The organism is Nitrosopumilus ureiphilus (assembly GCF_013407185.1).
Classification (GTDB): domain Archaea; phylum Thermoproteota; class Nitrososphaeria; order Nitrososphaerales; family Nitrosopumilaceae; genus Nitrosopumilus; species Nitrosopumilus ureiphilus.
The window spans coordinates 148,150-174,015 of record NZ_CP026995.1; the positions used below are offsets into that span (position 1 = coordinate 148,150).

The 25,866-nt window shown below is 26.9% G+C and carries 28 protein-coding genes; 11 read left to right on the forward strand and 17 right to left on the reverse strand.

The genetic code is table 11. The annotated features are described in order from the left end of the window. Positions 1 to 6: 6 nt before the first annotated feature. Positions 7 to 1,167: a lipopolysaccharide biosynthesis protein gene (locus C5F50_RS00825; protein WP_179371850.1), complete on the forward strand. Its 1,161-nt coding sequence runs from the start codon at positions 7 to 9 to the stop codon at positions 1,165 to 1,167. Positions 1,168 to 1,193: 26 nt separating this feature from the next. On the opposite strand, the gene C5F50_RS00830 is transcribed toward C5F50_RS00825, so the two are convergent. The 5 genes from C5F50_RS00830 to C5F50_RS00850 form a co-directional block, all read right to left on the reverse strand. Continuing rightward, entirely contained in the window at positions 1,194 to 2,135 is a 942-nt protein-coding gene (locus tag C5F50_RS00830) for a glycosyltransferase family 2 protein (RefSeq protein ID WP_246282085.1), read from the reverse strand. A 2-nt stretch (positions 2,136 to 2,137) separates the two neighbouring features. Continuing rightward, positions 2,138 to 3,091, reverse strand: coding sequence for a hypothetical protein (locus C5F50_RS00835; protein WP_179371851.1), 954 nt, complete (start codon positions 3,089 to 3,091; stop codon positions 2,138 to 2,140). Further along, on the reverse strand, positions 3,088 to 4,011 hold the full coding sequence (locus C5F50_RS00840) for a thiamine pyrophosphate-dependent enzyme (RefSeq protein WP_179371852.1): 924 nt from the start codon (positions 4,009 to 4,011) through the stop codon (positions 3,088 to 3,090). The genes C5F50_RS00835 and C5F50_RS00840 overlap by 4 nt, the downstream gene beginning before the upstream one ends. Before the next feature lie 4 nt (positions 4,012 to 4,015). Next, positions 4,016 to 4,897, reverse strand: a complete 882-nt coding sequence (locus C5F50_RS00845; RefSeq protein WP_179371853.1) for an NAD-dependent epimerase/dehydratase family protein — start codon at positions 4,895 to 4,897, stop codon at positions 4,016 to 4,018. A 78-nt stretch (positions 4,898 to 4,975) separates the two neighbouring features. Beyond that, entirely contained in the window at positions 4,976 to 6,073 is a 1,098-nt protein-coding gene (locus C5F50_RS00850) for a class I SAM-dependent methyltransferase (RefSeq protein WP_179371854.1), read from the reverse strand. A 444-nt stretch (positions 6,074 to 6,517) separates the two neighbouring features. Here C5F50_RS00850 and C5F50_RS00855 point away from each other — a divergent pair, with 444 nt between their 5' ends. The 5 genes from C5F50_RS00855 to C5F50_RS00875 are packed head-to-tail and all read left to right on the forward strand — an operon-like array spanning position 6,518 to position 10,616. After that, positions 6,518 to 7,531, forward strand: a complete 1,014-nt coding sequence (locus C5F50_RS00855; RefSeq protein WP_179371855.1) for a GHMP family kinase ATP-binding protein — start codon at positions 6,518 to 6,520, stop codon at positions 7,529 to 7,531. A gap of 10 nt (positions 7,532 to 7,541) precedes the next feature. Beyond that, a complete protein-coding gene (locus C5F50_RS00860; RefSeq protein ID WP_179371856.1) occupies positions 7,542 to 8,135 on the forward strand; it encodes an SIS domain-containing protein in 594 nt (197 codons plus the stop codon). Further along, positions 8,125 to 8,619: a D-glycero-alpha-D-manno-heptose-1,7-bisphosphate 7-phosphatase gene (locus C5F50_RS00865; RefSeq protein ID WP_246282086.1), complete on the forward strand. Its 495-nt coding sequence runs from the start codon at positions 8,125 to 8,127 to the stop codon at positions 8,617 to 8,619. The genes C5F50_RS00860 and C5F50_RS00865 overlap by 11 nt, the downstream gene beginning before the upstream one ends. 49 nt (positions 8,620 to 8,668) lie before the next feature. Then, the gene (locus C5F50_RS00870; protein ID WP_179371857.1) at positions 8,669 to 9,544 is read left to right on the forward strand and encodes an SDR family oxidoreductase; all 876 of its coding nucleotides are present in this window, start codon (positions 8,669 to 8,671) and stop codon (positions 9,542 to 9,544) included. A gap of 49 nt (positions 9,545 to 9,593) precedes the next feature. Next, the gene (locus C5F50_RS00875; RefSeq protein ID WP_179371858.1) at positions 9,594 to 10,616 is read left to right on the forward strand and encodes an NAD-dependent epimerase/dehydratase family protein; all 1,023 of its coding nucleotides are present in this window, start codon (positions 9,594 to 9,596) and stop codon (positions 10,614 to 10,616) included. On the opposite strand, the gene C5F50_RS00880 is transcribed toward C5F50_RS00875, so the two are convergent. Genes C5F50_RS00880 through C5F50_RS00895 form a run of 4 tightly spaced genes read right to left on the reverse strand, consistent with a single transcriptional unit; the run spans position 10,617 to position 13,844 of the window. Further along, entirely contained in the window at positions 10,617 to 11,354 is a 738-nt protein-coding gene (locus tag C5F50_RS00880; protein ID WP_179371859.1) for a cephalosporin hydroxylase family protein, read from the reverse strand. It abuts the gene before it with no gap. Positions 11,355 to 11,365: 11 nt separating this feature from the next. Beyond that, on the reverse strand, positions 11,366 to 11,917 hold the full coding sequence (rfbC, locus tag C5F50_RS00885; RefSeq protein WP_179371860.1) for a dTDP-4-dehydrorhamnose 3,5-epimerase: 552 nt from the start codon (positions 11,915 to 11,917) through the stop codon (positions 11,366 to 11,368). Further along, complete coding sequence (locus tag C5F50_RS00890; RefSeq protein WP_246282087.1) at positions 11,914 to 13,143, reverse strand: class I SAM-dependent methyltransferase; 1,230 nt, start codon at positions 13,141 to 13,143, stop codon at positions 11,914 to 11,916. The genes rfbC and C5F50_RS00890 overlap by 4 nt, the downstream gene beginning before the upstream one ends. Then, positions 13,140 to 13,844: a glucose-1-phosphate cytidylyltransferase gene (locus tag C5F50_RS00895; protein WP_179371862.1), complete on the reverse strand. Its 705-nt coding sequence runs from the start codon at positions 13,842 to 13,844 to the stop codon at positions 13,140 to 13,142. Before C5F50_RS00895 ends, C5F50_RS00890 begins: the two co-directional genes overlap by 4 nt. Positions 13,845 to 13,932: 88 nt before the next feature. On the opposite strand from C5F50_RS00895, the gene C5F50_RS00900 reads away from it, so the two are divergent. Continuing rightward, entirely contained in the window at positions 13,933 to 15,426 is a 1,494-nt protein-coding gene (locus C5F50_RS00900; protein ID WP_179371863.1) for a capsular polysaccharide export protein, LipB/KpsS family, read from the forward strand. 775 nt (positions 15,427 to 16,201) lie between these two features. On the opposite strand, the gene C5F50_RS00905 is transcribed toward C5F50_RS00900, so the two are convergent. Genes C5F50_RS00905 through C5F50_RS00920 form a run of 4 tightly spaced genes read right to left on the reverse strand, consistent with a single transcriptional unit; the run spans position 16,202 to position 19,578 of the window. Then, a complete protein-coding gene (locus C5F50_RS00905; RefSeq protein WP_179371864.1) occupies positions 16,202 to 16,978 on the reverse strand; it encodes a cytidylyltransferase domain-containing protein in 777 nt (258 codons plus the stop codon). A 39-nt stretch (positions 16,979 to 17,017) separates the two neighbouring features. Further along, entirely contained in the window at positions 17,018 to 18,022 is a 1,005-nt protein-coding gene (locus tag C5F50_RS00910) for a Gfo/Idh/MocA family protein (RefSeq protein WP_179371865.1), read from the reverse strand. Positions 18,023 to 18,040: 18 nt separating this feature from the next. Further along, positions 18,041 to 18,721: an SDR family oxidoreductase gene (locus tag C5F50_RS00915; protein WP_218843335.1), complete on the reverse strand. Its 681-nt coding sequence runs from the start codon at positions 18,719 to 18,721 to the stop codon at positions 18,041 to 18,043. Between the two features lie 14 nt (positions 18,722 to 18,735). Then, complete coding sequence (locus C5F50_RS00920) at positions 18,736 to 19,578, reverse strand: sugar phosphate isomerase/epimerase family protein (protein WP_246282088.1); 843 nt, start codon at positions 19,576 to 19,578, stop codon at positions 18,736 to 18,738. A 98-nt stretch (positions 19,579 to 19,676) separates the two neighbouring features. On the opposite strand from C5F50_RS00920, the gene C5F50_RS00925 reads away from it, so the two are divergent. Both C5F50_RS00925 and C5F50_RS00930 read left to right on the forward strand, forming a co-directional pair. Next, on the forward strand, positions 19,677 to 20,150 hold the full coding sequence (locus C5F50_RS00925; protein ID WP_246282089.1) for a KdsC family phosphatase: 474 nt from the start codon (positions 19,677 to 19,679) through the stop codon (positions 20,148 to 20,150). A gap of 4 nt (positions 20,151 to 20,154) precedes the next feature. Then, complete coding sequence (locus C5F50_RS00930; RefSeq protein WP_179371867.1) at positions 20,155 to 20,985, forward strand: N-acetylneuraminate synthase family protein; 831 nt, start codon at positions 20,155 to 20,157, stop codon at positions 20,983 to 20,985. 22 nt (positions 20,986 to 21,007) lie between these two features. On the opposite strand, the gene C5F50_RS00935 is transcribed toward C5F50_RS00930, so the two are convergent. The 4 genes from C5F50_RS00935 to C5F50_RS00950 all read right to left on the reverse strand — a co-directional run bounded on the left by C5F50_RS00935 (position 21,008) and on the right by C5F50_RS00950 (position 23,711). Beyond that, positions 21,008 to 21,730 carry an SDR family oxidoreductase gene (locus C5F50_RS00935; RefSeq protein ID WP_179371868.1) on the reverse strand — a complete coding sequence of 241 codons (723 nt, stop codon included), beginning with the start codon at positions 21,728 to 21,730 and terminating at the stop codon, positions 21,008 to 21,010. Between the two features lies 1 nt (position 21,731). Further along, a complete protein-coding gene (locus C5F50_RS00940; protein ID WP_179371869.1) occupies positions 21,732 to 22,304 on the reverse strand; it encodes an SIS domain-containing protein in 573 nt (190 codons plus the stop codon). A gap of 60 nt (positions 22,305 to 22,364) precedes the next feature. After that, positions 22,365 to 23,435, reverse strand: coding sequence for a radical SAM/SPASM domain-containing protein (locus tag C5F50_RS00945; protein WP_179371870.1), 1,071 nt, complete (start codon positions 23,433 to 23,435; stop codon positions 22,365 to 22,367). Between the two features lie 102 nt (positions 23,436 to 23,537). Beyond that, positions 23,538 to 23,711, reverse strand: a complete 174-nt coding sequence (locus C5F50_RS00950) for a hypothetical protein (protein ID WP_179371871.1) — start codon at positions 23,709 to 23,711, stop codon at positions 23,538 to 23,540. A 323-nt stretch (positions 23,712 to 24,034) separates the two neighbouring features. Between C5F50_RS00950 and C5F50_RS00955 the strand changes: the two genes are divergently transcribed. Both C5F50_RS00955 and C5F50_RS00960 read left to right on the forward strand, forming a co-directional pair. Beyond that, complete coding sequence (locus C5F50_RS00955; RefSeq protein WP_179371872.1) at positions 24,035 to 24,910, forward strand: SDR family NAD(P)-dependent oxidoreductase; 876 nt, start codon at positions 24,035 to 24,037, stop codon at positions 24,908 to 24,910. A gap of 80 nt (positions 24,911 to 24,990) precedes the next feature. Continuing rightward, positions 24,991 to 25,863 carry an NAD-dependent epimerase/dehydratase family protein gene (locus C5F50_RS00960; protein ID WP_179371873.1) on the forward strand — a complete coding sequence of 291 codons (873 nt, stop codon included), beginning with the start codon at positions 24,991 to 24,993 and terminating at the stop codon, positions 25,861 to 25,863. Positions 25,864 to 25,866: the final 3 nt, after the last annotated feature.

Genomic DNA, 25,866 nt, shown 5'->3' on the forward strand with positions numbered 1-25,866 from the left:
AATTTAATGAATAAAAAATTCTCAATTACAAATTTATATTCAAATTTTAAAGGTTTGTTTTCTATTGCTTTTGCAGATATTGTTACTGCATCTGTTTCTGCATTATTTTGGTTATATGTATCAACATTGATAAGTGTGGAATCTTATGGTGAACTTTTCTATCTACTTGCCATTGCAAATATGACATCATCTATTTCTTTAATAGGATCAAAACATACTTTGTTAGTTTGTATACCTAAAAATATAAAGTTAGATTCAGCATTATTTTTACTAGTATTTGTTATTAGTGCTATTTCATCATTGGTATTATTACTATTAACTTCAAATATTGAATTGAGTATCTATATTTTGGGATCTGCTGTCTTTGGATTGGGATTAACTCATCTTCTTGGAAAAAAATCTTATACAGATTATGTAAAGTATTTATTTACTCAAAAAATTTCTATGGTTTTACTATCACTAATATTAAATGATTTGATGGGAATAAATGGAATAATTTTAGGAATATCTGTTTCATTTTTTATATACATTCCATTAATAATTAAAACATTCAAAATAAATAAAATTGATTTTTCTTTATTGCGATCTAATTTTCAATTTTTAATGTATTCTTATTTTATTGAGCTGATTTCAGTATCAGGCAAACATATTGATAAATTTGTTATTGTTCCACTATTAGGACTTACTATAATGGGAAACTATCAACTGGGAATTCAATTCATTGGCCTATTCCAACTATTCCCTTTAATTCTTCTAAAATACACTATTCCTATTGATGCAATTAAAAACTCTAATAAAAATTTGAAGATTGCTATGATCTTATTCTCATCTTGTTTAACTATCTTAATTATTTTTTTAACTCCTGTATTGATTCCATTGTTTTTTCAAAAATTTATTTACGTGGTAAATATAATTCAAATATTAAGTTTTTCACTTGTTCCTTTTACAATATCAACAATTTATGTATCAAAGTTTTATGCAAATAAAAATTCAAAAATAGTTTCAATTAGTAATCTGATATTTGTTTTAAGTTTTGTTTTATTTGTAATTATTTTTTATACTATTTTAGATGTGATTGGAATGTCTATCATCTATGTCGTATCCAGTATTTTTGCTGTATTATTTTATTTCATAGTAGATTTAAGAAATAAAATTTTAAAATCTTAACAATATTATATATTAAAATTAAATATTTAGTATTTATTTCCTAAATCTTCTTCAAAATAAATTTTTTTACGATCTTTCTTGAAAAGGAACTTTATTGTATCTAACAAAAGTATCTGTGGACCACTTGAACCAAGTTTGATAAAATAACCAATATTTTGCAAAAAAACTTTTTTCCCTAAATTTTGTATACACCATTTTTGAAATGGTATTCTATTTATCAATATTTCATGAAATTTTACTTTTTTGTTAATTAGAAGTTCGATACTATTAGTATTTGATACTCCACCTTGACCTCGATAAAGTAGTGTTTCATCAAAAACATGTAAATTTCCATATTTCAAAATTTTTAAAATTGATATGGCATCCCAAGGATGTATTGTATGATTAATGGATTTTTTTAATATATTAGTGCGAAATAATGAATAAATACATGCAGGATATCTTGATGATTTCAAACAATTTTTTATTCTATCCTCATATTTTGAACCATTTGTACTATAGCATTCCAAAGAGAGAAAATGCCGCCTTATTTTTTTGTATGTTTTTCTAATAAATTTCTCGTTTTTATTAACTACCCAAAAATCTCCAATAAAATTGGTTTGACCAATACTTCCCACAACATCTTTTTTTGAATCAAGAATTCCGATATTTTTCTCTAAAAATTTTTTATCCCAAAAATCATCATGCGCAATCCAAACAAAATATTTTGAATTAGTAATATCCAGAAGAAAACGGAAATTCTTTAAAGGGCCCAAATTATTCTTTTGTCTAATATATCTAATTCTTTTATCTTTCTTTTCATATTCTTCACAAATAATCTGTGTTGAATCAGTTGAAGCATTATCTGAAATTATTACAATAAACTCTTTAAAAGTTTGGGAAAGAATTGATTCGATAGCGCGACCTATTGTTTTCTCTCCATTAAATACGGGTAGGCCAATACTTACTTTTAGAACATCTTTAGTCAAATCTAATATTTTTGTTTATTCTTCCATTCCATTACAATTTCCTTATAATTTATTTTCATTATGTCTTCATTTGGATAAAGCCATTCATCATTGATCTCTTTTTTCAAAATTCTTTTTGACTCTAAATTGCCATCCAAAACTAAATCAACAATTAATGAATTTGCTGCTATGTTGAAACTATTACTATCATCTAGAATAATTATATTTTTAGTATTTTTAACATCTTCGTAAATTTTCTTCCAATTTGTCTTAATAGGTGAATTTATGTTGAACAAGCTAGCATTAATTCCGTTATTCTTAAACTCTAAAAATAATTTATTTGCTTGAGGAAATGAAAAATTAAACGAAACAATTGTTATATCGTTCCCCTTTTCATATTGAAAAACTGTTTTCTCATCATTAATGAATAAAATTTGTTTAGGTTCAATTATATCTTCTTTGAATAATCTTTGACTTATTGTTATAATTCTAAATCCTGGTTCTATCAACTTTGATTTTAAAATTTCATCAGCATCTATTTTATTAGTAATACAATAACCCGGTATACGTGCTATGGAACAAAATTCTGCAAAATTATTAAGACTAGATTGAGGACCTTGATATCCATTATCTACAGTAATTGGAAAAATTGTAAAAGATGCATCTTTTCCTAATTTCAAACTACGTATGATATTAAAAGTATTTACTAGATGATCTATGCCTAACAATAAAAAATCTAATTGTTTCATAAAGAATATTGAGGAAATATCATTAATCATCATTCCAAATCCAAATCCACATAAGGAATTTTCAGAATTTGTTGAATTAATAATTCGTCCACTTTTTGGTATTGATAAACCTCGAGTCATGCCACCAATACACGATCCTGCTGAAACATTTTGCCCAAATATTACTAATTGTTCATGTTTTGACACTTCTTCTCGAAGTAGATTATTTATTAATTCAATATACTTCATTTCGTTTCCTCTTCCAATTCATTTCTAATTATATCAGATAATTTATTGAGTTCATCAATTCCAAGTAAATCAATTAATACAAAAATTGGATCAGAGTTATTTTCTTTGATTAATGCCGGACATGTTGTAACATCAATTGTGGGTGCAGGACCTGCATGATAATTAATGAACTTCCCATCAGGGTTTTGATCATTAGTCATTATCCAATCCCCTAGTGTGTTTACCATAACTTCAATACAAATTAATTCGTTATTTTTTTTAGATTGCTCTTTTAATCTTGTTAATTCCTCAATATAATTAAGTGGATTATTTCCTGAAAGTTTGACATATTTTACATCATAAGATTTAGAAAATGTTTCTAAATCAATATGTATTCTTCTTTCAGATATTTTAGTAGCCATAGACCATTCATTGTTTTCAATAATTAACAAACCACTTAGATTCAAACTTTTAAACATAAGAATACTTTCATGAAAACTTCCCTCTTCAAGAGAGCCATCTCCACCTAAAACAATTGCTATTCCATCTTTATGTTTAATTTCTAAAGACATTGCAATACCCACTGCAACAGAAAAATTGTTTCCTAGAATACTGGATGTGTAAATTATTCCCTTGGCAGGATTAATCAAATTCATGGATCCAGATTTCCCACAATCTAATCCTGATGTTTTAAGATAATATTCATCTAAAATAGGGTTTAGTTTTCCAAGACGTGCTAAATTATATGCAATATTTCTATGAGTTAGAATCAATTTATCTTCATTATTCATTATTTCATCGATAGCTACTGCAATAGTCTCATGTCCAAAAGCTAAATGAATGGGGATTTTGAATTCTCCAGTCTTGTATTTTTCATTAACTATCATTTGTGCAATTCGAATTCGAAGAATTTTTTTTGAAATAGAACTTAGATCATTCATGACATTACACATATGGTAATAAAGATTTCAAACCTGATTTTAAATCAATTTTTGGCTCCCAATTAATAATTTTTTTAGCTTTTAAATTTGAAGGGTTTCTGATACTTATTTGGTCAGGGTTACGTTCAAAGACGGTTATTTTTTTATCAAGTACTTTCTGAGATGTATCTATAATATCTTTTAATGTATCAATTTTGTTTCCAGTTAAATTAATTATGTTAAAACCTTCTAATCCAAATGAATGTGTAATTCCTCTAACAATATCTGAAACATGTACAAATCTTCTACCTGTTTTCAATGATCCAACTGAAACTTTATCCTGATTTTTAACCTGATTTAATATTGATTCAACAGCAGACCAATTTGATTTTCTTGGACCATAAATAATGCCAAATCTGAGGATTGTCACATTACAGAATCCATTGTTATGTTGTTGGCGAAGATTTGATTCAGAAACTAATTTAGAAAGGGCATATTCAGAATCATGATTTGCTATATTAATTTCAGAATCTTCATTTTTTTCTTCAGAGTCAATAAATTTATCGTAAACCCACTCACTTGATGCAAAAATCAATTGCTTTACTTTGGTTTTTTTAATGTATTCTACTAGATTTAATGTACCCATAACATTCGTGTTAAAGCAATCATATGCTTTTCCTTTACAATCTAAATCTCTAGAAAGTGCAGCTAAATGAATTACAACATCAACATTATTGAAAATCTCTAATGGAATATTTTGAGAACAAATATTAATTTGTAAAAAATCGTAGTTAGGGTTTTTTACATCAATAGAATCACAACCAATTATTGAAATATTTTTTTCATTACATTGACTAATTAGCTCTTTTCCTACAAAACTCTCTGAACCAGTGATTAAGACTTTCATATTAATAATGAAATTTTTACCATATTTCAATTAAGCTTTTTTGCCTATGGATATTTTATTCTTAAGACTATTAATACGTCAGATATGATTAGAATGATATTTTTTGATCTTATTCATTAAATTTTTTGACAATAGAAATTTTGGATTTGCTTTCAAAGAAAGAGAATTGAATTTTTTTGCTTTATTATAATTTTTTAAGTCAAAATTTATTTTAGCTAATAAAAAATATGTTGAATAAACTACTCTCCAATCTAAATTAAGAATTTTTATCAAATTAAAACAAACTTTTTCTGCTTCATCAAATTTTTTTAAATGATAACATGTTTTTGAATATTCATAGCAAATTTTTTCATAAGGTGCATGTTTAATTGTTAGAATTAAATTATAATATTTCTTATTTCCAATCATTTTCTTTAGCTTTTGGACCGCATTTTCTCCTTTTTTGGTTTTGAAAAATAACTCACTTTCATAAATTAAATTAGAAATTTTTCCTAATTTTCTATTTGATTTATGATTAACTTTTTTATACAAATCATTTATTATTTCAAATGGAATAAATATATCAAAAATATTTTCTTCTGATTGCTCAATGGCTTTTTGGAATTTTAATCCTTTTTCTCCATTATTTTTTAAATCTACAACTATTGCAGAATGGTATTCACGATATGATTTTTTATTAAATACCTTATTTTTAAATTGTTTTTCTGAAAGAAAAACTTGTACTTTTTCAAAACCCACATGTTTCATCATAAGAACTAATGCTTGAGTTGTTGGAATACCAACAATGCCCGGATAAATTGTTGCTCCATCATATACATCGCTTTCTAACTTAAATCCAACAATACCAAATTGATTTACGAATTGTTTATCTTGATATACTATATCTTCTAATTCTAATTGTTTTGCAATTTCCTCAGAGTTTAATTCATCAGTAAGAACCATTGTTTCAATAATACACAATTCATTTGTAATTTCATAAATTTTTTTTAAAGCTTTTAGATGATCATCTAAATGATGCATGACTCCAGGTACAACTACAATATCAGAATTAGGGATCTTTGCTTTTCCTAAAATATCCATTTGTTTTAATTGATATTTATTTTTAGGTAAATTGAAATATTTTGCAATAAATCTTGCCTTTTTAAGATTTGTTTGTCTAGGTTCAATTCCTAACACTTTTTTCATTTTTAATGTGTTAAATAACTCATAGAGAAAAATCCTGTATTACATCCAATATCACAGTGTTTTTTGCCTTAATTCATTTTTTGTATAGTTATTTTTCAAAATATTTAAAAATACATCTCTTATAGCAAACAATCTTCTTTTTTGAAGCTCATCTTTATCTTCAATAATCACCCCATTCCCAAATTAAAATATCCATGAACCCATGGACCAAGAACATTTATTTCTTGAATTAATTTCTCATTTTTTTGTCAATCTCGTTTTTTGAAAACACAGATTGTTTCGTTAATTTACTCATTTAAATTCATATAGAAAATATTTTTAGATTTTTTAAATAAATGAGAGTTTTTCATGTTAATTCTATTTATAAAAATTTACTTTACTTTGATTGTTTTGTATTATTAAAGCATAAATCTATGCAAAAAAAGTAAATTGTAAATGCATATAGGAATTAGTCCTGTACGAATTAGTTTCGCAGGGGGTGGAACAGACATGCCTGAATATTATGAAAAATATGGAGGAAATGTTGTTTCAACTGCAATTTCTTTATTTACATATTTAATGATAAAACCTAGAAAAGATGATTCGTTTCAAGCATTTTCTACTGATTTTGAAATACATCAAAGTAAAATCACCTATAAAAAATTAAAGGCTAAAGCAGGAACTGAAATTGCAGTTTCTGTAATTAAATATCTTAATTTCAAACACGGTGCAGATTTTGTAATTGGCAGTGATGTTCAACCTGGTTCAGGATTAGGTGCTTCTAGCAGTTTGACTGTAAATTTTATTAATACTATTAGTAAATTACAAAAAAAAAAATTTTCAAATAAACAAATTGCAGAAAAAGCCTTCTTTGTAGAACGTAATTTATTACTTCATCCTATTGGAAAACAAGATGATTATGTCGCTTCCTATGGAGGATTAAACTATATCAAATTCAATAAAAATAAAACTACGGTAACCCCAATTAAACTAAGTAAGTCTAAATCCCAAGAACTTCAAAATAATTTATTATTGTTTTTTATAGGAACAACGAGAAAAAGCTCTACTGTTCTTACAACACAATTAAAGAAAACAAAAAACCTAGAACCTACTACATTAAACTCATTACACAAAGTTAACGATTTAGGAAAAGAACTATTTTATTCTCTTAAAAAATCCGATTTAAATAGAGTTGGAGAAATTTTAGATCAAGGCTGGAAAGAAAAGAAAAATTTTACTAAACAAGTTTCAAATCCTAAAATTGACAAGATATATGAAAATGCAATTCAAAAGGGTGCAATCGGTGGAAAATTGACTGGTGCCGGAGCTGGTGGTCATATGTTATTTTATTGTGAACCTAAAAAACAAACATTAGTTAAAAATGAAATGAAACATTTGGGATTGAAACATATTGATTTTAAGTTATATCAAAATGGACCCAAAATTCTAAACTTATATGACTTTATCTAGTAATGAAATCATGAACATTGAAATTTCTATTAAAGAAAATCTCAAACTAAATTCTATATGCTTAGAAAATCTGGATAAAAAATCTGATCAAATCAAAGAAATTGTTGAGCATTTAATTACTGCACAAAATAAAGGTAAAACCATTTTTACTATGGGAAATGGCGGTTCTGGCTCTACGTCTTCTCATTTTGTTTCAGATTTATTAAAAACTGCTATTACAAATAATTCAAAAAGATTCAAAGCTATTTCACTAGTTGATAACATTCCTGTAAATTTGGCGTGGTCAAATGATGTTTCTTATGATTGTATTTTTTTAGAACAATTAAAAAATTTTTTAACAGATGGTGATATTATTATTGGTTTTAGTGGAAGCGGAAATTCAAAAAATGTTGTTAATGCATTTGAATATGCAAAAACAAAAGGAGCTATTACTATTGCAATATCTGGAATGTCTGGAGGGGAGATATCAAAAATTGCTGATCTCGCTCTAATTGTACCAAGTAACGATATGTTGATTATAGAATCAATGCATATTTTGATTTGTCACTGTATGATTAATGTAATTCGAGAACAAGGAATTCCAAAATTCAATTATGATTCCTAAAAATCAAGCAATATTTCTTGATCGAGATGGTGTTTTAAACAAAAATCAAATTGATTATGTTAAAAATATTGATGAATTGGAAATTTTTCCAAATATTGGTGAGTGTATTAAGCAAATTAATGAACAGGGATACTTAGTGATTGTAGTTACTAATCAATCAGCAATAGGACGTAAACTAACAACAAAAAAAAATGTTGAAGACATTCACAAACATATTCAACAATTTTTAAAAAAAAACAATGCAAAAATTGATGCATTTTATTACTGCCCTCACCTTCCAACTGATAATTGTGATTGCAGAAAACCAAAATCTGGTCTTTTAGTAAGGGCAGCTCATGATTTTTCTATTGATCTCAAAAATAGCTGGATGATTGGAGATCATGATAGTGACATAGAAGCTGGATCAAATATAGGTTGTAAATCAATCAAAATCTCTCATGAAGGTAATTTACTGGATATTGTTAATGATATTCTAAAATCTTGATATGTTTTTCACACATAACATTCATTACAAATAATTGTTAAAATTTATCATGAAAAAAATTCTAATTATTGGTGGTAGCGGCTTTGTTAGTACAAATTTAATTAAATATATCCCTGAAAATTGGGAAATTTTTGCCACGTATAATTGTAATAGTATAAAAAATCAAAAAATAAAATCTTTCAAAATTAATCTTATAGAAAATCCTAAAGAAATAATTTCTATTATTCAAAAAATTAAACCTGATTACATTGTGGATACCGTAGCTTTTCCCAGTGTAGATTTATGTGAAGAAAATCACTTACTTGCGGATAAATTACATATTGATGTAACAAAAATTATTTCAAAAATATCTAGTAAAATAAACTCGAAATTACTTTTTCTATCAACTGATGCAGTATTTGAAGGACAATTAAATAAAAAATATCTTGAGACAGACATAGCAAAACCTGTAAATTATTATGGTTATACAAAATTAAAAGCTGAAGAAATAATTTTATTGGCATCAAAAAATAATGTTGTTCTTAGAACAGCTGTAATTTATGGTGCCAATGATAAATCAAGATTTACAAATTGGATATTATCCTATTTGAGAGAACAAAAAACTGTTGATCCATTTATTGATCAACATAATTCTCCAACATTAGTTGATGATTTATCTCAAGCAATCATCAAAATTCTTCAAAATGATATTTCGGGACTTTTTCATGCAACAGGACCTACATGTGTAAATAGATATGATTTTGCTTTAATACTTGCAAAAGAATTTGGTTTAGATTCTAATTTAATCAAACCTGTTACTTCATTGGAAAAAAAACAAGTTGCACCTAGACCAATTTCAACATGTTTAGATTCATCAAAATTGGAACACAGTATTGATTTTAATTTTAAAGATTTAGAAACAGGAATATCATTTATTGCATCCTGATTTTTGGTATTTAATATAAGATATATTTGACTTTATATTTAGAATGTTGATGAGTAACAAAACAATTTTAGTTACTGGGGGAGCAGGATATGTTGGTTCAGTATTAGTTCCAGCATTACTAGAAAGTAATTATCATGTTAAATGTCTTGATCGATTCTTTTTTGGAGATGATTATTTATTATCTCTAAAAAATGACAATTTACAATTAATTTATGATGATATTAGATGGTTTGATGGAAAATTACTTGATGATGTAGATGTAGTTTTAGATTTAGCAGCTCTTTCAAATGATCCAGTGGGTGAATTAAATCCTGAAAAGACCTTTGAGATAAATCATCAAGGTAGATCACGTGTTGCAAGATTATCTAAGGAACACAGTGTTCCCAGATATATTTTAGCTTCAAGTGCTAGTGTCTATGGTCAACAAAGTTCTATCGCTGATGAATCTGCAACAATAAATCCATTAACAGCATATTCAAAAGCAAACAGGATGGCAGAAATTGATACTCTGAGCCTTAATGATGAAAGTTTTTCTACAACTGTTTTACGTTTTTCAAGCATATATGGAATTTCGCCACGAATGAGATTTGATCTAGCTGTAAATAGTATTATATTGGATTTATTCAATTCTGGAAAAATAATTATTTATGGCAAAGAGAATCGTCGTCCATTTTTACATATTAAAGATGCAATTGAAGCATATCTCTTAACTATTCAAAGTCACTCATCAAAAATATCTGGAGAAATATTCAATGTTGGTTCTGACGACCAAAATTATTGTATATATGATTTGGCAAAATTGGTAGGTGATTCAATTTCTGAAAATTATGATTTTGAAGCTAAGGATACCTCAGATAACCGTTCATATTTTGCATCATTTCAAAAAATTTTAAAGGTCTTAGGATTTAAACCTCAATTTTCTGTTGAAGATGCATCAAAAGAAATCTATGATGCATTAAAAACTAAAAAAATAGTATTTACAAAAAAAATGATTACTGTAAAATGGTATAATCATATTCTAAATAACCCTGATTTGTTACAAAAATTAAGTATCAATAATAAAATTTTATAGTTATGTAATACATTTTAAAAAACCATCTGGTGCCACAGTAATTAATAATTTATTTTCCAGTTCTTTATCAATTATAAATCTCTTATTTTTCTTAAGAAATTCATGTACTGCAGTCTTAGGATTATCTGTTTTACTCCAATTACCCTTCAATAATTTTTTAGAATATTTATTTGGAATATCTTGAATAACTGTATCAAAAACAATCATATAACTTCCTTTTTTAACTAATTTTGAGTATGCTTTCAATTCTGCTAACACATGATCATGAGAATGATTAGAATCTAAAATAACTAAAATTCTATTCTTGTTCTTAGCAATTTTATTTACTTTATTTATCACATTTTCATCAATTGAAGAACCTTCTATCATTTTAATTCTTTTGTAAAGTGGATGTTTCAAAATTCTCTCTTTATTTTCTTTCCTTATCTCAATATCGATCCCTAATACATTTCCTTTCCCAATTAGTTGTAACATTGAAGCTGAAAAAATTAATGAACCTCCTCTTGCAATTCCTGTTTCAATAATTAGATCAGGTTTTATTTTCCAAATGATTTCTTGTAATCCTACTATATCTTGAGGGAATTGTATGATAGGAAGTCCTAGCCATCTGAAATGATATGAATATTCATCTAAAGAACTTTCCATCATCCATTTTTTTGATAATTTTTTTAATGGTTTATTCTTACCCATTTTTTTAATAAATTTCTTATTTCGTGTCTCAAATTCTTTTTCAATCATTTACCTCATCTCTAATTTCCTAATTCTTTTAATGCTTGGTCTAAATTTGGTAGGGATAAATCTTTTTCAGAAATTATAGACGTTTTGATTGGCCATTGTATTCCTAATTCTTTATCGTTCCAAACAATCCCTGTTGACAATTCTGGTTTATACCATTGAGACATTTGATAAAATAATTCAGAATCATCTTCCAAAGTTTGAAATCCTAAAGCAAATCCTTCAGGTATATACAGACATGTTAATTTTTCTGAATCTAATTCTATTTCACCCCATTTGAGAAAAGTCTTAGAATTTTTTCTTAGATCCACAAATACTTCATAAACTCTACCTTTAGTACATCTGACATATTTTGCTTCTTCATGTGGTTTTTTTTGAAAATGTAATCCTCGTATTGTACCTTTAGTTTTATTAAATGAAATATTACATTGAATCAAATTTGAATTAAGTCCATTTTCTTGGAATTCTTTCTTATCCCATGATCTTGAAAAAAATCCACGATTATCCTCAATTTTCTCTAATTCTACTTTAAAGACTCCTTCAAATTTTAATTCTTTAAAAATCATTTTAAAATTTTTACCTTGGGTATTAAAACAACAAATTTTCCGCCCCACTCTTTGATAAAACTTGTTTGTTCAATAATTTCATCTTTCAAATTCCATGCAAGAATTACAATATAGTCGGGTCTTGTTTCTTTAATTTTCTCTGGAAAATAAATTGGTATGTGAGTTCCAGGTAAAAATTTTCCTTGTTTATGAGGACTAATATCTACGATATAATCTATATCATTCTTGGTGATTTCACAAAAATTTAAAACTGTGTTTCCTTTTGCTGCTGCACCATAACAAACAATTTTTTTCTCTGCTTCTTTTGCTTTAATAAAAAATTCTTGTATTGATTTTTTTGATTTTTCAACGTTCTTTTGAAATTGTAAATATGTTGATATTTTTCTCAAACCAAAATTCTCTTCTTTCTTTAATAGATTTTTTACACTATCTTCAATCTTAATTTCATTATTCTGTGTTGATTTTAAAAATAATCTCAAAGAACCACCATGTACAGGAATTTCTTTTACATCAAAAATTTCTAAATTGTTTGATTCAAAAATTTTTTTTAATGTAAATAATGAAAAATAAGAAAAATGTTCATGATATACCATATCAAATTCACATTTTTGAATTACGTCTAATAAATAAGCAGAAAATTGAATAACTATTACTCCATTTTCATGAATAATTTTTTTCATTCCTAAAACAAAATCATTTAGATTTGGAACATGTGGTAATACATTAAATGCTAATAATAGATGTGCTTTCTTTCCAGCATCTACAATTTCTTGAGCTGTTTCAAAACTAAAGAATTTTACAACTGTGGGAATTCCATTATTTTCGGCAATTTTTGCGACGTTTGATGCTGGTTCTATTCCTAAGATAGGAATATGTTTATTCTTAAAATTCTTTAAAAGGTATCCATCATTACTTGCAATTTCTATTATCTGATCTTTATCAGATAGATTGAATCTGTCAATCATTTCATCTGCAAATAATTTAACATGATCCAACCACGAAGTTGAATATGATGAAAAATATGCATAATCATTAAAAATGTTTTTTGCCTTTTCAAATTCTTCTACTTGTACCAAAAAACATTTTTCACATACAAATGCTTGTAAGGGAATTTTTTTTTCTACCTCATTCATCGTTTCTTTAGTTAAATATGAATTAGCTAGTGGTGTTTCTCCTAAATTAACAAATACATATTTTAGTGAGTTTTTACAAAATCTGCAATTCATTTCCAATTTTTCCATTCCGCATTATCATTATTCCATAATTTTTCCAAAAAATTCCTATCACTGATTGTATCCATAGACTTGTAAAACCCCTTATGTTTAAATGCTGAAAATTGATTTTTAGATATTAATTGTTTCATGGGTTCTTTCTCCCAAACTGTAGAATCATCTTTTATCAATTCAAAAATTTGAGGTTCTAAAACAAAATATCCTGCATTGACCCATTCATTATTTTTTTCAGGTTTTTCTTCAAAACTGACCACCATATCGCGCTCTATTTTTAAAATCCCATATTTTTCTGGAGGGTGACATGCAGTAACCGTTGCAAGTTTTCCCTTATCTTTATGAAATTTTATAATATTTGAAATATTTGCATTGTTTAAACTATCACCATAAGTAAAACAGAAAGTTTCATTTTTAATATATTTTTTGACTCTTTTTAATCTACCTCCTGTCATGGTATTCTTTCCTGTATCCAACACATTGACCTCCCAATCCTCATGTTTTTTTTTAAAATAATCTTTAATCACATTGCCCATATATCCTGAACAAATCACAAATTCATTAATTCCGTAAGCAGAATACCTTTTCATAATGTGCCAAAGTATTGGTTTTCCTCCAATTTCGATCATTGGTTTTGGTTTCAGGTGAGTTTCTTCGCTGATTCTAGTACCAAAACCACCCGCCAAAATAACTGCCTTCATGAATTTCTTTTGTTTACATTAATTCTTAAAATGCTTTTCTTTTTGATTGACTTATACTTCATATGTAACTCATTAACATAGTTAAGAAATGACTGATAAAATATTATTTTGGATTAGTGGCGATTTGACTTCTTTTTGCACTGCTTACTATCTACAAAATAAAATTGACTCTGATTTTTTTGCAATAGTGGATTCTTATGAGAAACCAAAATCTTTTTTCAAAAATCAACAATTAGTGAAATTTCAAAAAACTTGGTTTTATCACGAATATTTTCAAAATATGAATAAATCTGATTTAAAATATCTTTCTGATTTTGAAAAAAAATATGAGATCAATTTGTGGAAATTGGCAATTAATGAAAGAATTTTTTATCGATTTAATCGAATCTATAAATTTTCTAGCAAAGAAATTCTTTTAATTCTTGAACGTGAATGTAAACTATTTAGTGAAATAATCAATACAGTAAAACCTGATTTTCTAATAATGAATGAACCTACTTTACATCAACATGAATTACTTTATAGAATGTGTAAAAAAATTGGTACAAAAATTCTCCTTTTAAACCAAACCAACACTTCAAGATCTATGTTGTCTGAAAATTCTAGAAAAATCGATGATACTATTGAACTAAATAAACTTCCATCATGTAATAGAAGTTTTAATGAATTACGATCTTATAGAAAATCATTTAGTGCTTATAATTCTGTTAAAACTTATAGAGACAAATTCAAAATATCTAAATTTGAACTCTTAAAATCCACTATGTCCTTTCTTACTTCTAAAAACCTACATTTAAAAACTCATTTTACTCATCGTGGAAGAACAAAATTTCAAGTTATTAAAGACGAAATTACACTCAAAATCAAAAGAAAATATCGAAATTTCTTTATTAATCATAATTTAGAAACAAATATAGAGTTTAATGAAAATTTTGTTTATTTTCCTTTAGCAGTTGATGAAGAAAGAAATCTCTTAATTGCTGCTCCTTTTTACACGAATCAAGTAGAAGTAATAAGACATATTGTAAAATCATTACCTATAGGATATACATTATATGTAAAAGAAAATCCTGCACAAAGCGTTAGATATTGGAGAAAGATTTCTGAGTACAAAGAAATAATGTCTATTCCAAATGTTCGTTTATTTCATCCAAATTTATCTGCTGAAGTGTTTTACAAAAATTGTTCACTTGTAATTACTATAGGTGGTTCATCGGGGTTGGATGCTGCTTTTTACGAAAAACCATCAATAGTTTTTACCAATCTAGGTTATTCTGTACTGCCTTCTGTATCCAAACTGAACTCTTTAGAAAATTTACATGAAATAATTTTGGAATCTTTACAAAAAACTGTTAACAGTGAAGATCTTGATAAATACATCACTTTACTTCATAATAATTCATTTGATTTTGATCCTCTGGAATTTCAAAATAAATTTAATGAATATTTTTATCATGATGGTCATTATTTATCCGTAGAAATATCAGAATCAAAAATGAAGACCTTTTTAGATGAAAATCAAACCATTCTTGATAAATTATCATCTGAATATGTAAAAAAAATTAATTTGTTAAAAAATTAGATTGTAATTAGGTTCTAAAAATCATCAAAATTTAACAAACTTATAGATCATACAATGTCTACAGATCAAAATCTCAGAATACCTTGTGGTATACATGAAAAACAAATATCAGCGCATGATGCTGTGCTTTACACCGTATTATCATGCGCTAGATTCTCAAAAATATGCGTATTACATTTTATTTGTATACAAAATCAAAACGTAAATAATTCCATTAATGGTTGTACGATCTTCTGCTTTTGGTCCTATCAGTACTGGTAGATCTTGAAAGGTGCTTCTGTATTGTTTCCCTCTGCTTATCTGATAATTCTTGAAATTATATAGAATTGTTTTGTAAATAATTGTACTTGGATCAAGATGATCGTAATTATTTTACAAAATAATCCGTTTTGGGTATGTGCAATCTACTTATTCAATTCAACTGATAATGATCATAAAAATGAATTTAAGATGTTGTATTTGCCTCACTTAGAAAATTTTTCTTCATATCGTTTTACTATAGAGAGAATAGAAGACTATGAATTAGTCAAAATACTATCTAAAAAATCAATAAATCTCCAATATTACTTTCCAATATTGTTAAATTATTAGAACAATCCACACAATTAAAAAATTTAATGAGAATGTTCATTTCAATGAAAGTTAACTAAGATCAATAAAAAATACAAAAATTAAAGGATAATTACTATCTCCAATATTTACTGAAATTAATTATTATGTATGTGATTTTTTTTAAAAATAATATTTTAGTCAATTTGTAATTAAATAAAATTTGTTAATAGTTTTCTGATATTTCCTTCTTGTAGTTTTCTGCCCATTTTTTATCTATATTTTTTATAATTTTTAATAGTTCACCATTTTTATCTAGTAATTCTAAAATATCTAAATATGTATAATTTTTATCTAGTTTTCTAAACAACTGTTTTGCAAATTCCAAATCTTCAGGATAATCAATAGTTAATCTTAAATTTTTTGGAATTTTCAATTTGGTTATGTCTAAATTGAAAATCTTTTTCTTAATTGTGGAATTGCTTTCAAAAAATTCTTTGTAACCTGTTTCAAATTTTTCTGATTTTACTAACGAAGCAATTTTTTTAATACATGAAACACGAATTCCTGTGGGAATGATTCCATGAATAAAATGATCATTCGCATCAAAAGTAGATGAACTACTGCCTATGATAAAATCATATTCATTTGATTTCATCTCTAAAATTATTTTATTTACCAAATCTGGTTCAGTAAATAATTTATCTCCTTCAACATCTATAATAATATCTGTATCAAATTCCCTTGCAGCATCTACAAATCTTTTTAAAATGTTTTTTTCATCTCCTCTAAAATATGTGATTTTTTTCATTTCTAAAAAATCTACTAATTCGTCATCAGATTTGTTATTAGTTGTACATACAATTATTTTGCGAAAATTCTTTACGTTTTTTAATCTATTTACAAGATGTTCGATAATTGATATCTCCCCAATTTTTTCAAGATGTTTTTTACGTAATCTTGTACTGTTTAGCCTAACTGGAATAAATATATCTACATTCATTAAAATCCCTCATTTTTCATATATATTTTAAAAACTAATTCATTGAATTTCATTAATTTCTACATACCTTTTTTCTTGATGTGATATTCTTGCTGCCTCCATTACTCTAGCTTGATTAAGTAAATCCTTTTCAAAACTAAATGAGGAAGTATCTGGAACTCTTAATTCTCTTACAAAAGAATCTATCATAAGCTCAAAATGATCAACCGGTTCAATAGACAGTTTTTTCTCAAAATCATTAGTTTTAATATTTAAACTGACTGGCATGTCAGGTGGGACATTATATGCTCTTGATAAATTTAGAAAACCCTTATTTCCCCATAGTGAATATACTGACTGATAAAAAAGATCGTATCCAAGAACACTTTGAGAACTTCGTTCTTGAGTAAAATTCATCATAATTGATGCTTTTGTGTCAACTTGAAATTCTTTATCAAGTGAAAGTCTGCAAAAAATTCCTATAGGTTCTGACTCAAATAATATTCTTGAAGCACAAATTGGATAACACCCTGCATCATTTAGTATTCCTCCTCCAAGTGATTTATCATATCTGATATTATCTTTTTCAATTGGTGGAAATCCATACATTCCATAAAATGTAAACAATTTTCCCAAATCCCCTTTTTTGATGATCTCTCTAACTTTTTTATGTGATGGATGAAATCTGAACATAAAACCTTCCATTATCCTAACATTATTTTTGGTACATACATCAATCATTTTTTTTGCTGATGAATAAGATGTTGTAGATGATTTCTCACATAAAATATGTTTTCTAGCATTTGCTGCTTTTAGAACCCACTCTTCATGTGTTCCAATAGGAGTTGATATGTAAACAACATCAATACTTGGATCATTTAAAACATCTTCATATGAGCCAAATTTTTTAACACCGAACTCTAAAGAATATTCTTTTGCCTTTCTTTCAGAAGTACTACCAATAAATTCTAAATTAGCATTTGTTGATTTTAATATGGCAGGAATTGTAGATGCTTTTGCTATGGTAGAGCAACCAATAATTCCTATCTTTATTTTATTATTCATAAACGATTATGACATATGTTACCATGATGTCCATCCTCCATCAATGATAATTGTTGAGCCTGTCATATAAGATGAACCTGAATTACATAAGAATTCCACAAGTTCATTGAGTTCATTTTTTTTCATCATACGTTTCATAGGTGTCAAAGCTGAATATTTGCTCACAAAAATTTGATCCTGATCAAATTCTACTCCTCCTGGAGCTATTGCATTGACTCTGATGTTTGGTGCTAAATGTGTTGCAAGAAATTTGGTGAGATTTATCACTCCTGCTTTTGAAATACTATATGCAGGATGTTTGTGACCTCCATTATACAAATCTGGTCTTGCAGAAACAATTCCTGTAGTTGCAGAAAAATTAATGATTGAACCTTTTTTATTATTTCTAGCAAATTCTCTACATACAGAAAAAAGTGTAGTTAAATTAACTTGTAGAAATCTATTGAACGATTCTAAAGTGACATCATAAAAAGTGCCTCTCTCTTTTCTTTCTTCAACATGATCATTTAATGCAAAACAATTTACCAAACAATCTGCCTTGTTATCCATAAACCATTTTCTTACAAAACTCTCATTGTTTAGATCGTGGCCTAAAATCAAATCCAATTTTAGAATCTGATTTTTTTGTTCAAGATATCGAGAAATCTCAGTCCCTAATAATCCTTCAGAACCAGTTACAATAATTTTCAAGTTTTTCATCCATCCCCATTTAATTATTTGTAGTACTTATTTAGATATCCTTTAACAAATTTTTGATATTCAATACATGTTTTTTCTGGTGAAAATATCTCCTCATCCTTTCTTGCTCCTTGAATAATCAGATCTCCAGAATATTGTATTTTTTCTAACGATTTAAAGAAAAGATCAAAATCAGTATCCCCTTTACCCAAAGGAACAGTATTTCCATGGATTTTTCGATCCTTTACATGAACATTTTTAATCCATTTTTTTAATATGGTTAATTCTTCTTCTGAATTATATCCTAACGAAGTACTATTACCTGAATCGTAATTTGCTAAAATTTTTGGATGATTAATTTCTTGTAATAAATCTCGAAAATTATGAGGGGATAAATCTGTTTCTAAAACTATGTTGACACTTGTTTCATCTAATAAATAGATAATTTTTTCAATATTTTTCTTTAACTCAAATTTGTCATTATTATTCTTTAATGACGAAGAATCAACTAGAGGAATTTCAATTATTGAAATTCCTAATTTTTCAGATTGAATAATTATTTTTTTGAGAATTTCTATATTTTTAGAGATATTATTTTCCGATTCATAAAATAGCTTTCTTTTCATAAAATAGTCTGCACATATTGAATTAATTTGAATATTTGATATTTTACATAATGATTTAATTTCTAAAACCCTGTCTGGATTGAGAATAGGATTTCCAAAATCATCAAAAATCCATTCAATTACCTCAAAACCACATTTCCATGCTTTTTTAAATTCTTGTTTCCATGTATTAAAAGGAAATGCTTGAATTTTTCCTTTGTCTGATTTTGATAATCTGCCTTGCATAATACCAATTTTTGGTTTTTTAGTCAATGTTATGAATATTAAATAAATAATAATATTAATTTTGAACCTTTTTTGTATAATTGAATCATTTAATAATTAAAAAAATCAAGAAAATTCGAATACTTTTGACTGATGTTGATTGTGTTTTAACTGATTGTGGAATGTATTACGATAAAACAGGAGATGTTATGAAAAAATTTCATACACGAGATGGAATGGGAGTTACTTTGCTTAGAAAGAATATGATCCCCACCATCATTGTAACTAAAGAAAAAACAGTAATGGTTAGAAAATGGGCAAAAAACATGAAAATTTTTCGAATATTTGATGGAATACAAGACAAAGAACAAATTTTAATAAAAATATGTAATACTTTGAATGTAAAACCTGAACAAATAGCATACATTGGAGATGATATCAATGATATTGGATTATTAAATAAAGTTGGTTTTTCAACAGTACCAAAAAATGCTATTGACGAAGCAAAAAAAATTGCAAACTATGTCTGTAAAACTGAAGGTGGTCATGGAGTATTACGAGAAGTTGCTGATTTAATTCTAACAACACAAGGATTAAATGTAAATTTCACAAAAAAATAATTACATGGTTTTCATTACTGCTGAAATAGGAATTAATCACAATGGAAATCTGAGTATAGCAAAACAACTAATTGATATAGCAAAGCAATGTGGATGTGATGCTGTAAAATTTCAAAAAAGAACCGTAGAAAAAGTATATTCAAAAGAAACTTTAGATGCTCCAAGAGAAAGTCCTTGGGGTACAACTACACGAGAACAAAAATATGGATTGGAATTTGGAAAAGATGAATATGATGAAATTGATAAATATTGTTTTCTAAATGATATTGAATGGTACGCATCTTCATGGGATGTAGATAGTCAAAAATTTTTACGACAATATGATCTTAAACATAATAAAGTTGCATCCGCTATGTTGACTAATCATGAACTATTACATGTAATAGCTGAAGAAAAAAAAGATACATTCATTTCTACTGGTATGAGTACTATTGATGAAATAGAATCAGCTGTAAAAATTTTTCAAAAATATGATTGTCCATTTGAATTACAACATAGCAATAGTTCATATCCAATGAAAATAGAAGAAGCAAATCTCAAGTGTATTGAAACATTAAAACAAAAATTTAATTGTAATGTAGGGTATAGTGGACATGAAGATAGTGCATATCTTGTTTGTCTTGTTGCAACCACGTTAGGGGCCACTTCTATTGAAAGACATATCACATTATCTCGATCAATGTATGGAAGCGATCAATCTGCGTCATTAGAACTAGCAGGTTTGAAGAGAATGGTTAGAGATGTGAGATCAGTAGATAAAATTTTAGGTGATGGGGTTAAAAAAGTATGGGACTCGGAAGTTTCTGCAATGAAAAAATTACGAGTATATTCATAATCAAAAATTTTTAACCTAAAAATTATTCTATTTTCATTCGATTTAACCTAATTTCATTTATAACCAAATTTTCATCAAATAAAAGAACAAAAACAACTGTTTCTGCAACCTCTATTGGATCTAAAAATGTTTCAAAATTTTGTTCAATGGAAATTTTACCCATTTCAGTTTTTGTTGAAGCAGGTGAAATACAATAACAACGTACATTTTTACTCTTTAATTCTTCATGTAATGAGCGTGATAAACCAAGAACTGCATGTTTTGTTGTACAATAAATTGAACCATTCTTAAAACCAGAATATGATGATGAAGAACCAATGTTTACAATACGACCCCAATTTTGTGCTATCATGTCTTCAGAAAATATCTTTGAGAGATAAAATGGTGCACGCACGTTTATGTTGAATGCTTTTTCAAATTTTTCAATTGAACTATCTATTAAGGAATCTACATAAAATATACCTGCAGAATTTATTACTATGTCTACAGAATCAAAACTCTCTTTAATTTTGGATACTACATTTTCAAGATTTTCATAATTTGATAAATCTGTTGCAAACGTGAAAATTTTAATATTATTCAAATTTTTAATTTTTGATTCGAGTTGAAATAATTTTTTATTATCTGTAGATATTAAAAAAAGATTACAGCCTTTTCTTGCTAATATTTGTGCTATCTCCTTACCTATTCCCCCAGTAGCACCAGTAATTACGCAATTTTTGTTTTTTAATTCTATTTGAACCATTTCAATCATTTTTCTCAAAATATTTTTCTACATGCTCACAAATTATGTGGTATATTACTCTGTGAACCTCTTGAATTTGTGAAGTATTTTCTGAATCTACAGTGATATCTAAATCTACAACATTTTTTATTATTCCTCCATTATTTCCTAAAAGAGCAATTGTTTTTGCACCTCTTTTTTTAGAAGCTGAAATGCCTCTTTCGACATTTTTGGAATTTCCACTTGTAGAAATCCCAATTACAACATCGTCTTTCAAAACTAATCCCTCGCATTGTCTTTCAAAAATCATGTCAAAAGAATAGTCATTTGATAGTGATGTTAGAATAGATGAATCTGTCGTTAGGGATATTGCCGGTAAAGATCTTCTTTCAATTTTAAATCTACCAATTAATTCTGCTGCAATATGTTGTGCATCTGCTGCACTACCTCCATTTCCAAATAATACAATTTTATGTCCTTGTTCTATTGTAGAGATAATTATTTCTATTGCTGATTGAATTTTTGTAGCTAATTTTGTGGCATTTCTAATTATCTCAGAACTTGATTTTATTGATTCCTCTATATCCACTTGCATCCAATTCAAAATTTATACATGTGGATAATATGTATTGCTAAAAATCATTATTTTGTATATCTATGAATTTGTTTTAATATTTAGAAGTTCAGATGAATCAAAATTACCACACATACCATTCACACATTTCTTACACCATGAGTTTTCAGACCAAATTCCATTTTTGTGTAATTGTCGCAAATATTTCATTTCTTGCCCATTCCATAACTCATAAATCGTTTTATTTTTTATATTTCCAAGAGATAATTCCGTACTAAAAAAAGCACAACACGGACATACCTCTCCAGTACTTCTAATGAGTATTCTTTGCCAAGGTTGTTGACAACGAAAATCATTCATTAATTTTTCTCTATAATCTGATTCTGTTGGTAAAAAATCACTATAATCATGATCTACATCCGGTGTTTGAAATTCTTGAATTACAATAAAATCCACTCTATCTATCCATGTCTCAATGAATTTCTTTTCTTCATGTTCGTTGGTTTTTTGTTTTACAAAATTTACTCCAACAACTGGAAGTTCACATCGTTCTTCTTTTTTAATTTTTAGAAAATTTTCAATATTTTTCATAGTGATATCATATTTTGCTCCCAATCTTACTTTTTCATAAGTTTCTTTTGTAGCAGCATCGAGACTAAAACGAAATCGAGTAATTCCCGATTTCAACATACTACGTGCTCGTGATTCTGAAAGTAACGTTGCATTTGTATTCAACATAATATCTATAAATCCGTGTTTTGATGCAAATTTAATTTGTTTTTCTAGATTATTGTCTAATAATGGTTCATTGGTTCCTTGTGGTTCTACTGATGGACATTCATATTTTTCACCTTCTAGAATAATTCTTTCAAATATTTCTGAGGGCATTTTTTCAGTTGTAATATATTTTTTATGAGCCTCAGGTGTTCCTATTGGACATGATGGGCATTGAAGATTACAAATTTGATTTGTTTCAATTTGTAAAAATAATGGAAAATTAGTTTCTAATTCAAATCTATTCACTGCATTCCATTTTTCACGATATTTTTCAAATTTTTCTCCCAAAATAGAGATAAGTTTTTCATTAACATCATTTTCATTAGAAAACCATTTGACTTTTCCATCTGTAGTGTAAAGTTTTGATGATTGCATGATGATCAAGTATTATTTGTTACTATAAATATCATTTTCGAATACTTAATAAATCAATTTTTTTGTTACATGTCTTCATAATCTTAATTTTTTTTATATTAATTATGCTGAATTAATTTGAATGGCTGACATTTTGATGAATTTCCTTCGTAGTTTAGCACGTTTTGTGTAATAGTATGATACTTGTGTATGAACAAATCCTATTGCATCAATTCCTGCAAACATCTTTTTGATTCTGGCATGAATCATAAATGATTTCAAGATTCTTTGCAGCATACCTTCACAAACATTCCAATCACGTGTATACAGTATGGTAGTACTCTTGCTCTTTTGATTATCTGAATGGCTTCATAGTGTGAATTTGGAGTGTTGTCAGCTTTAGATCTATCCGTAGAATTTGATCTGCAAGTTTGTTAAATTTTGATGATTTCTACAGAGCCAATTTGAACATTTTCATTTAATATGGTATAACTTTTTAGGCATCATGTGTGTGTTTAAAAAATGAAAATTTTAAAAGAATAGTTTGAAAAGAAGACTTATTTAGAACTTGGGTAAACGAGTTGTGCAAATATTTTGAAATATAAAAGTGGGTTTAAAAATTGAAAAAACACAACAAAAATAATACACTTAAATTAAAAAAATTATTCAAAAATAAAATAATTCTGATTACTGGTGGTGCAGGAAGTATTGGTTCTTCATTGACAAAGACTTTATTGGATTATCCTATTAAATCAATTCGAGTTTTTGATATCAACGAACATGCTTTATTCAAACTTAGTCATTCTTTAGATGATTCACGAATAGAACCACTCTTTGGTGATATTCTAAACAAAGATCGAATTGAGTTGGCAGTGTTAGGATCTGATATTATTATTCATACTGCAGCATTAAAAAATATTGAAATTACTGAATACAATCCAATTGAAACAATTGATGTAAATGTCAATGGTACTATAAATCTAATAAAATCTATCATCAAAAATAAACCAAAAATTTTTATCAATATCAGTACCGATAAAGTGGCTGAATCTTCTACTCTATATGGAGCAACAAAACAACTGGGTGAAAGATTAACAAATTGGGCAGGACCTCATATTCATTCAACTAAATTTGCAACAATAAGACTAGGAAATATCATTGAAACTAGAGGAAATGTTTTTGAAGTTTGGAATGAACAAATTGAAAATAAACAACCATTAACAATTACAGATCCTAAAATGAAAAGATATTTCTTCCACATGGATGAAGCCGTAAGTTTTATTTTACAATGTATGCTACAGGTAAATAAGGGGGAAATTTTTGTTCCAAAAATGGAATTATATACAATTACAGATTTAGCATCAAAAATTTCTAAAAATCATAAAATTATTGGTCCTAGACAAGGTGAAAAACTACAAGAAATTCTAATCACCGAAGAAGAAAAAAAAATTTCTAAAGAGAAAGAAAATATGTGGATAATCCAAAATTATTCTTAGGTAAAACCTTGCAATAAATCCGTATCAAAACATGTAGTCAGATCTATTCTTAATAATGACATAATTTGGAATCAATTTAGATGACAAATATTTTACTTTTGGGAGGAACTGGATTCATTGGAAAATCCTTACTGCAACAACTAGAAAAAAAAAATTCTGTGAAAATAATGATTCATAATTCCAATTTACAAACTAATGCTGAAAAATTCAAGGGAAATATTTTGAAAAAAGATTCTTTTTTCAATGAAATACGTGAAAATGAAACAATAATTAATCTATCTGGACAACTGACTGCAAATGAATCTGATTATATCAACACAAATATACTTGGAGGATTAAATTTACTAGATTCTTGTATTGGAAAAAAAACAAGCCAAATAATTTTAATTTCCACTATTAATGTATATGGAGAAAATTTGCAACAACCATCAAAAGAAAATGATCCATTAAAACCAAAAACGACATATGGTGTTATAAAAATGATCACTGAACAAATGTATGAATATTTTTCAAAAATGTATGGAGTTAATATTACAATTTTACGTCTTGCAGACATTTATGGTCCAAGTAAAAACAATGGATTTCTATCTAAGATCATTAAATCGATAAAAGAAAAAACCATAGTTCCTGTTTGCTATAATCAAGGAAAACAACAACGTGATATGCTTTATATCGATGATGCGATTGATTGTATCCTAAAAACAATTAATTACAAACGTGATGGATTTAATATTTTTAATGTTTCTTCTGGAAAACGATATTCAATAAATGAATTGATTTCATTTATTGAAAAAATTTCTAAAACAAAAATTACTGCAAAATATAGTTTAGAAATACCTGATGAAAATTGTATTTGGGCTGATAACAGAAAAGCAAAAAAACTCTTAAAATTCGAACCCAAAATTGACATTGAGACTGGATTAAAATCCACAATTAATCAATTTTTTAATTAAATT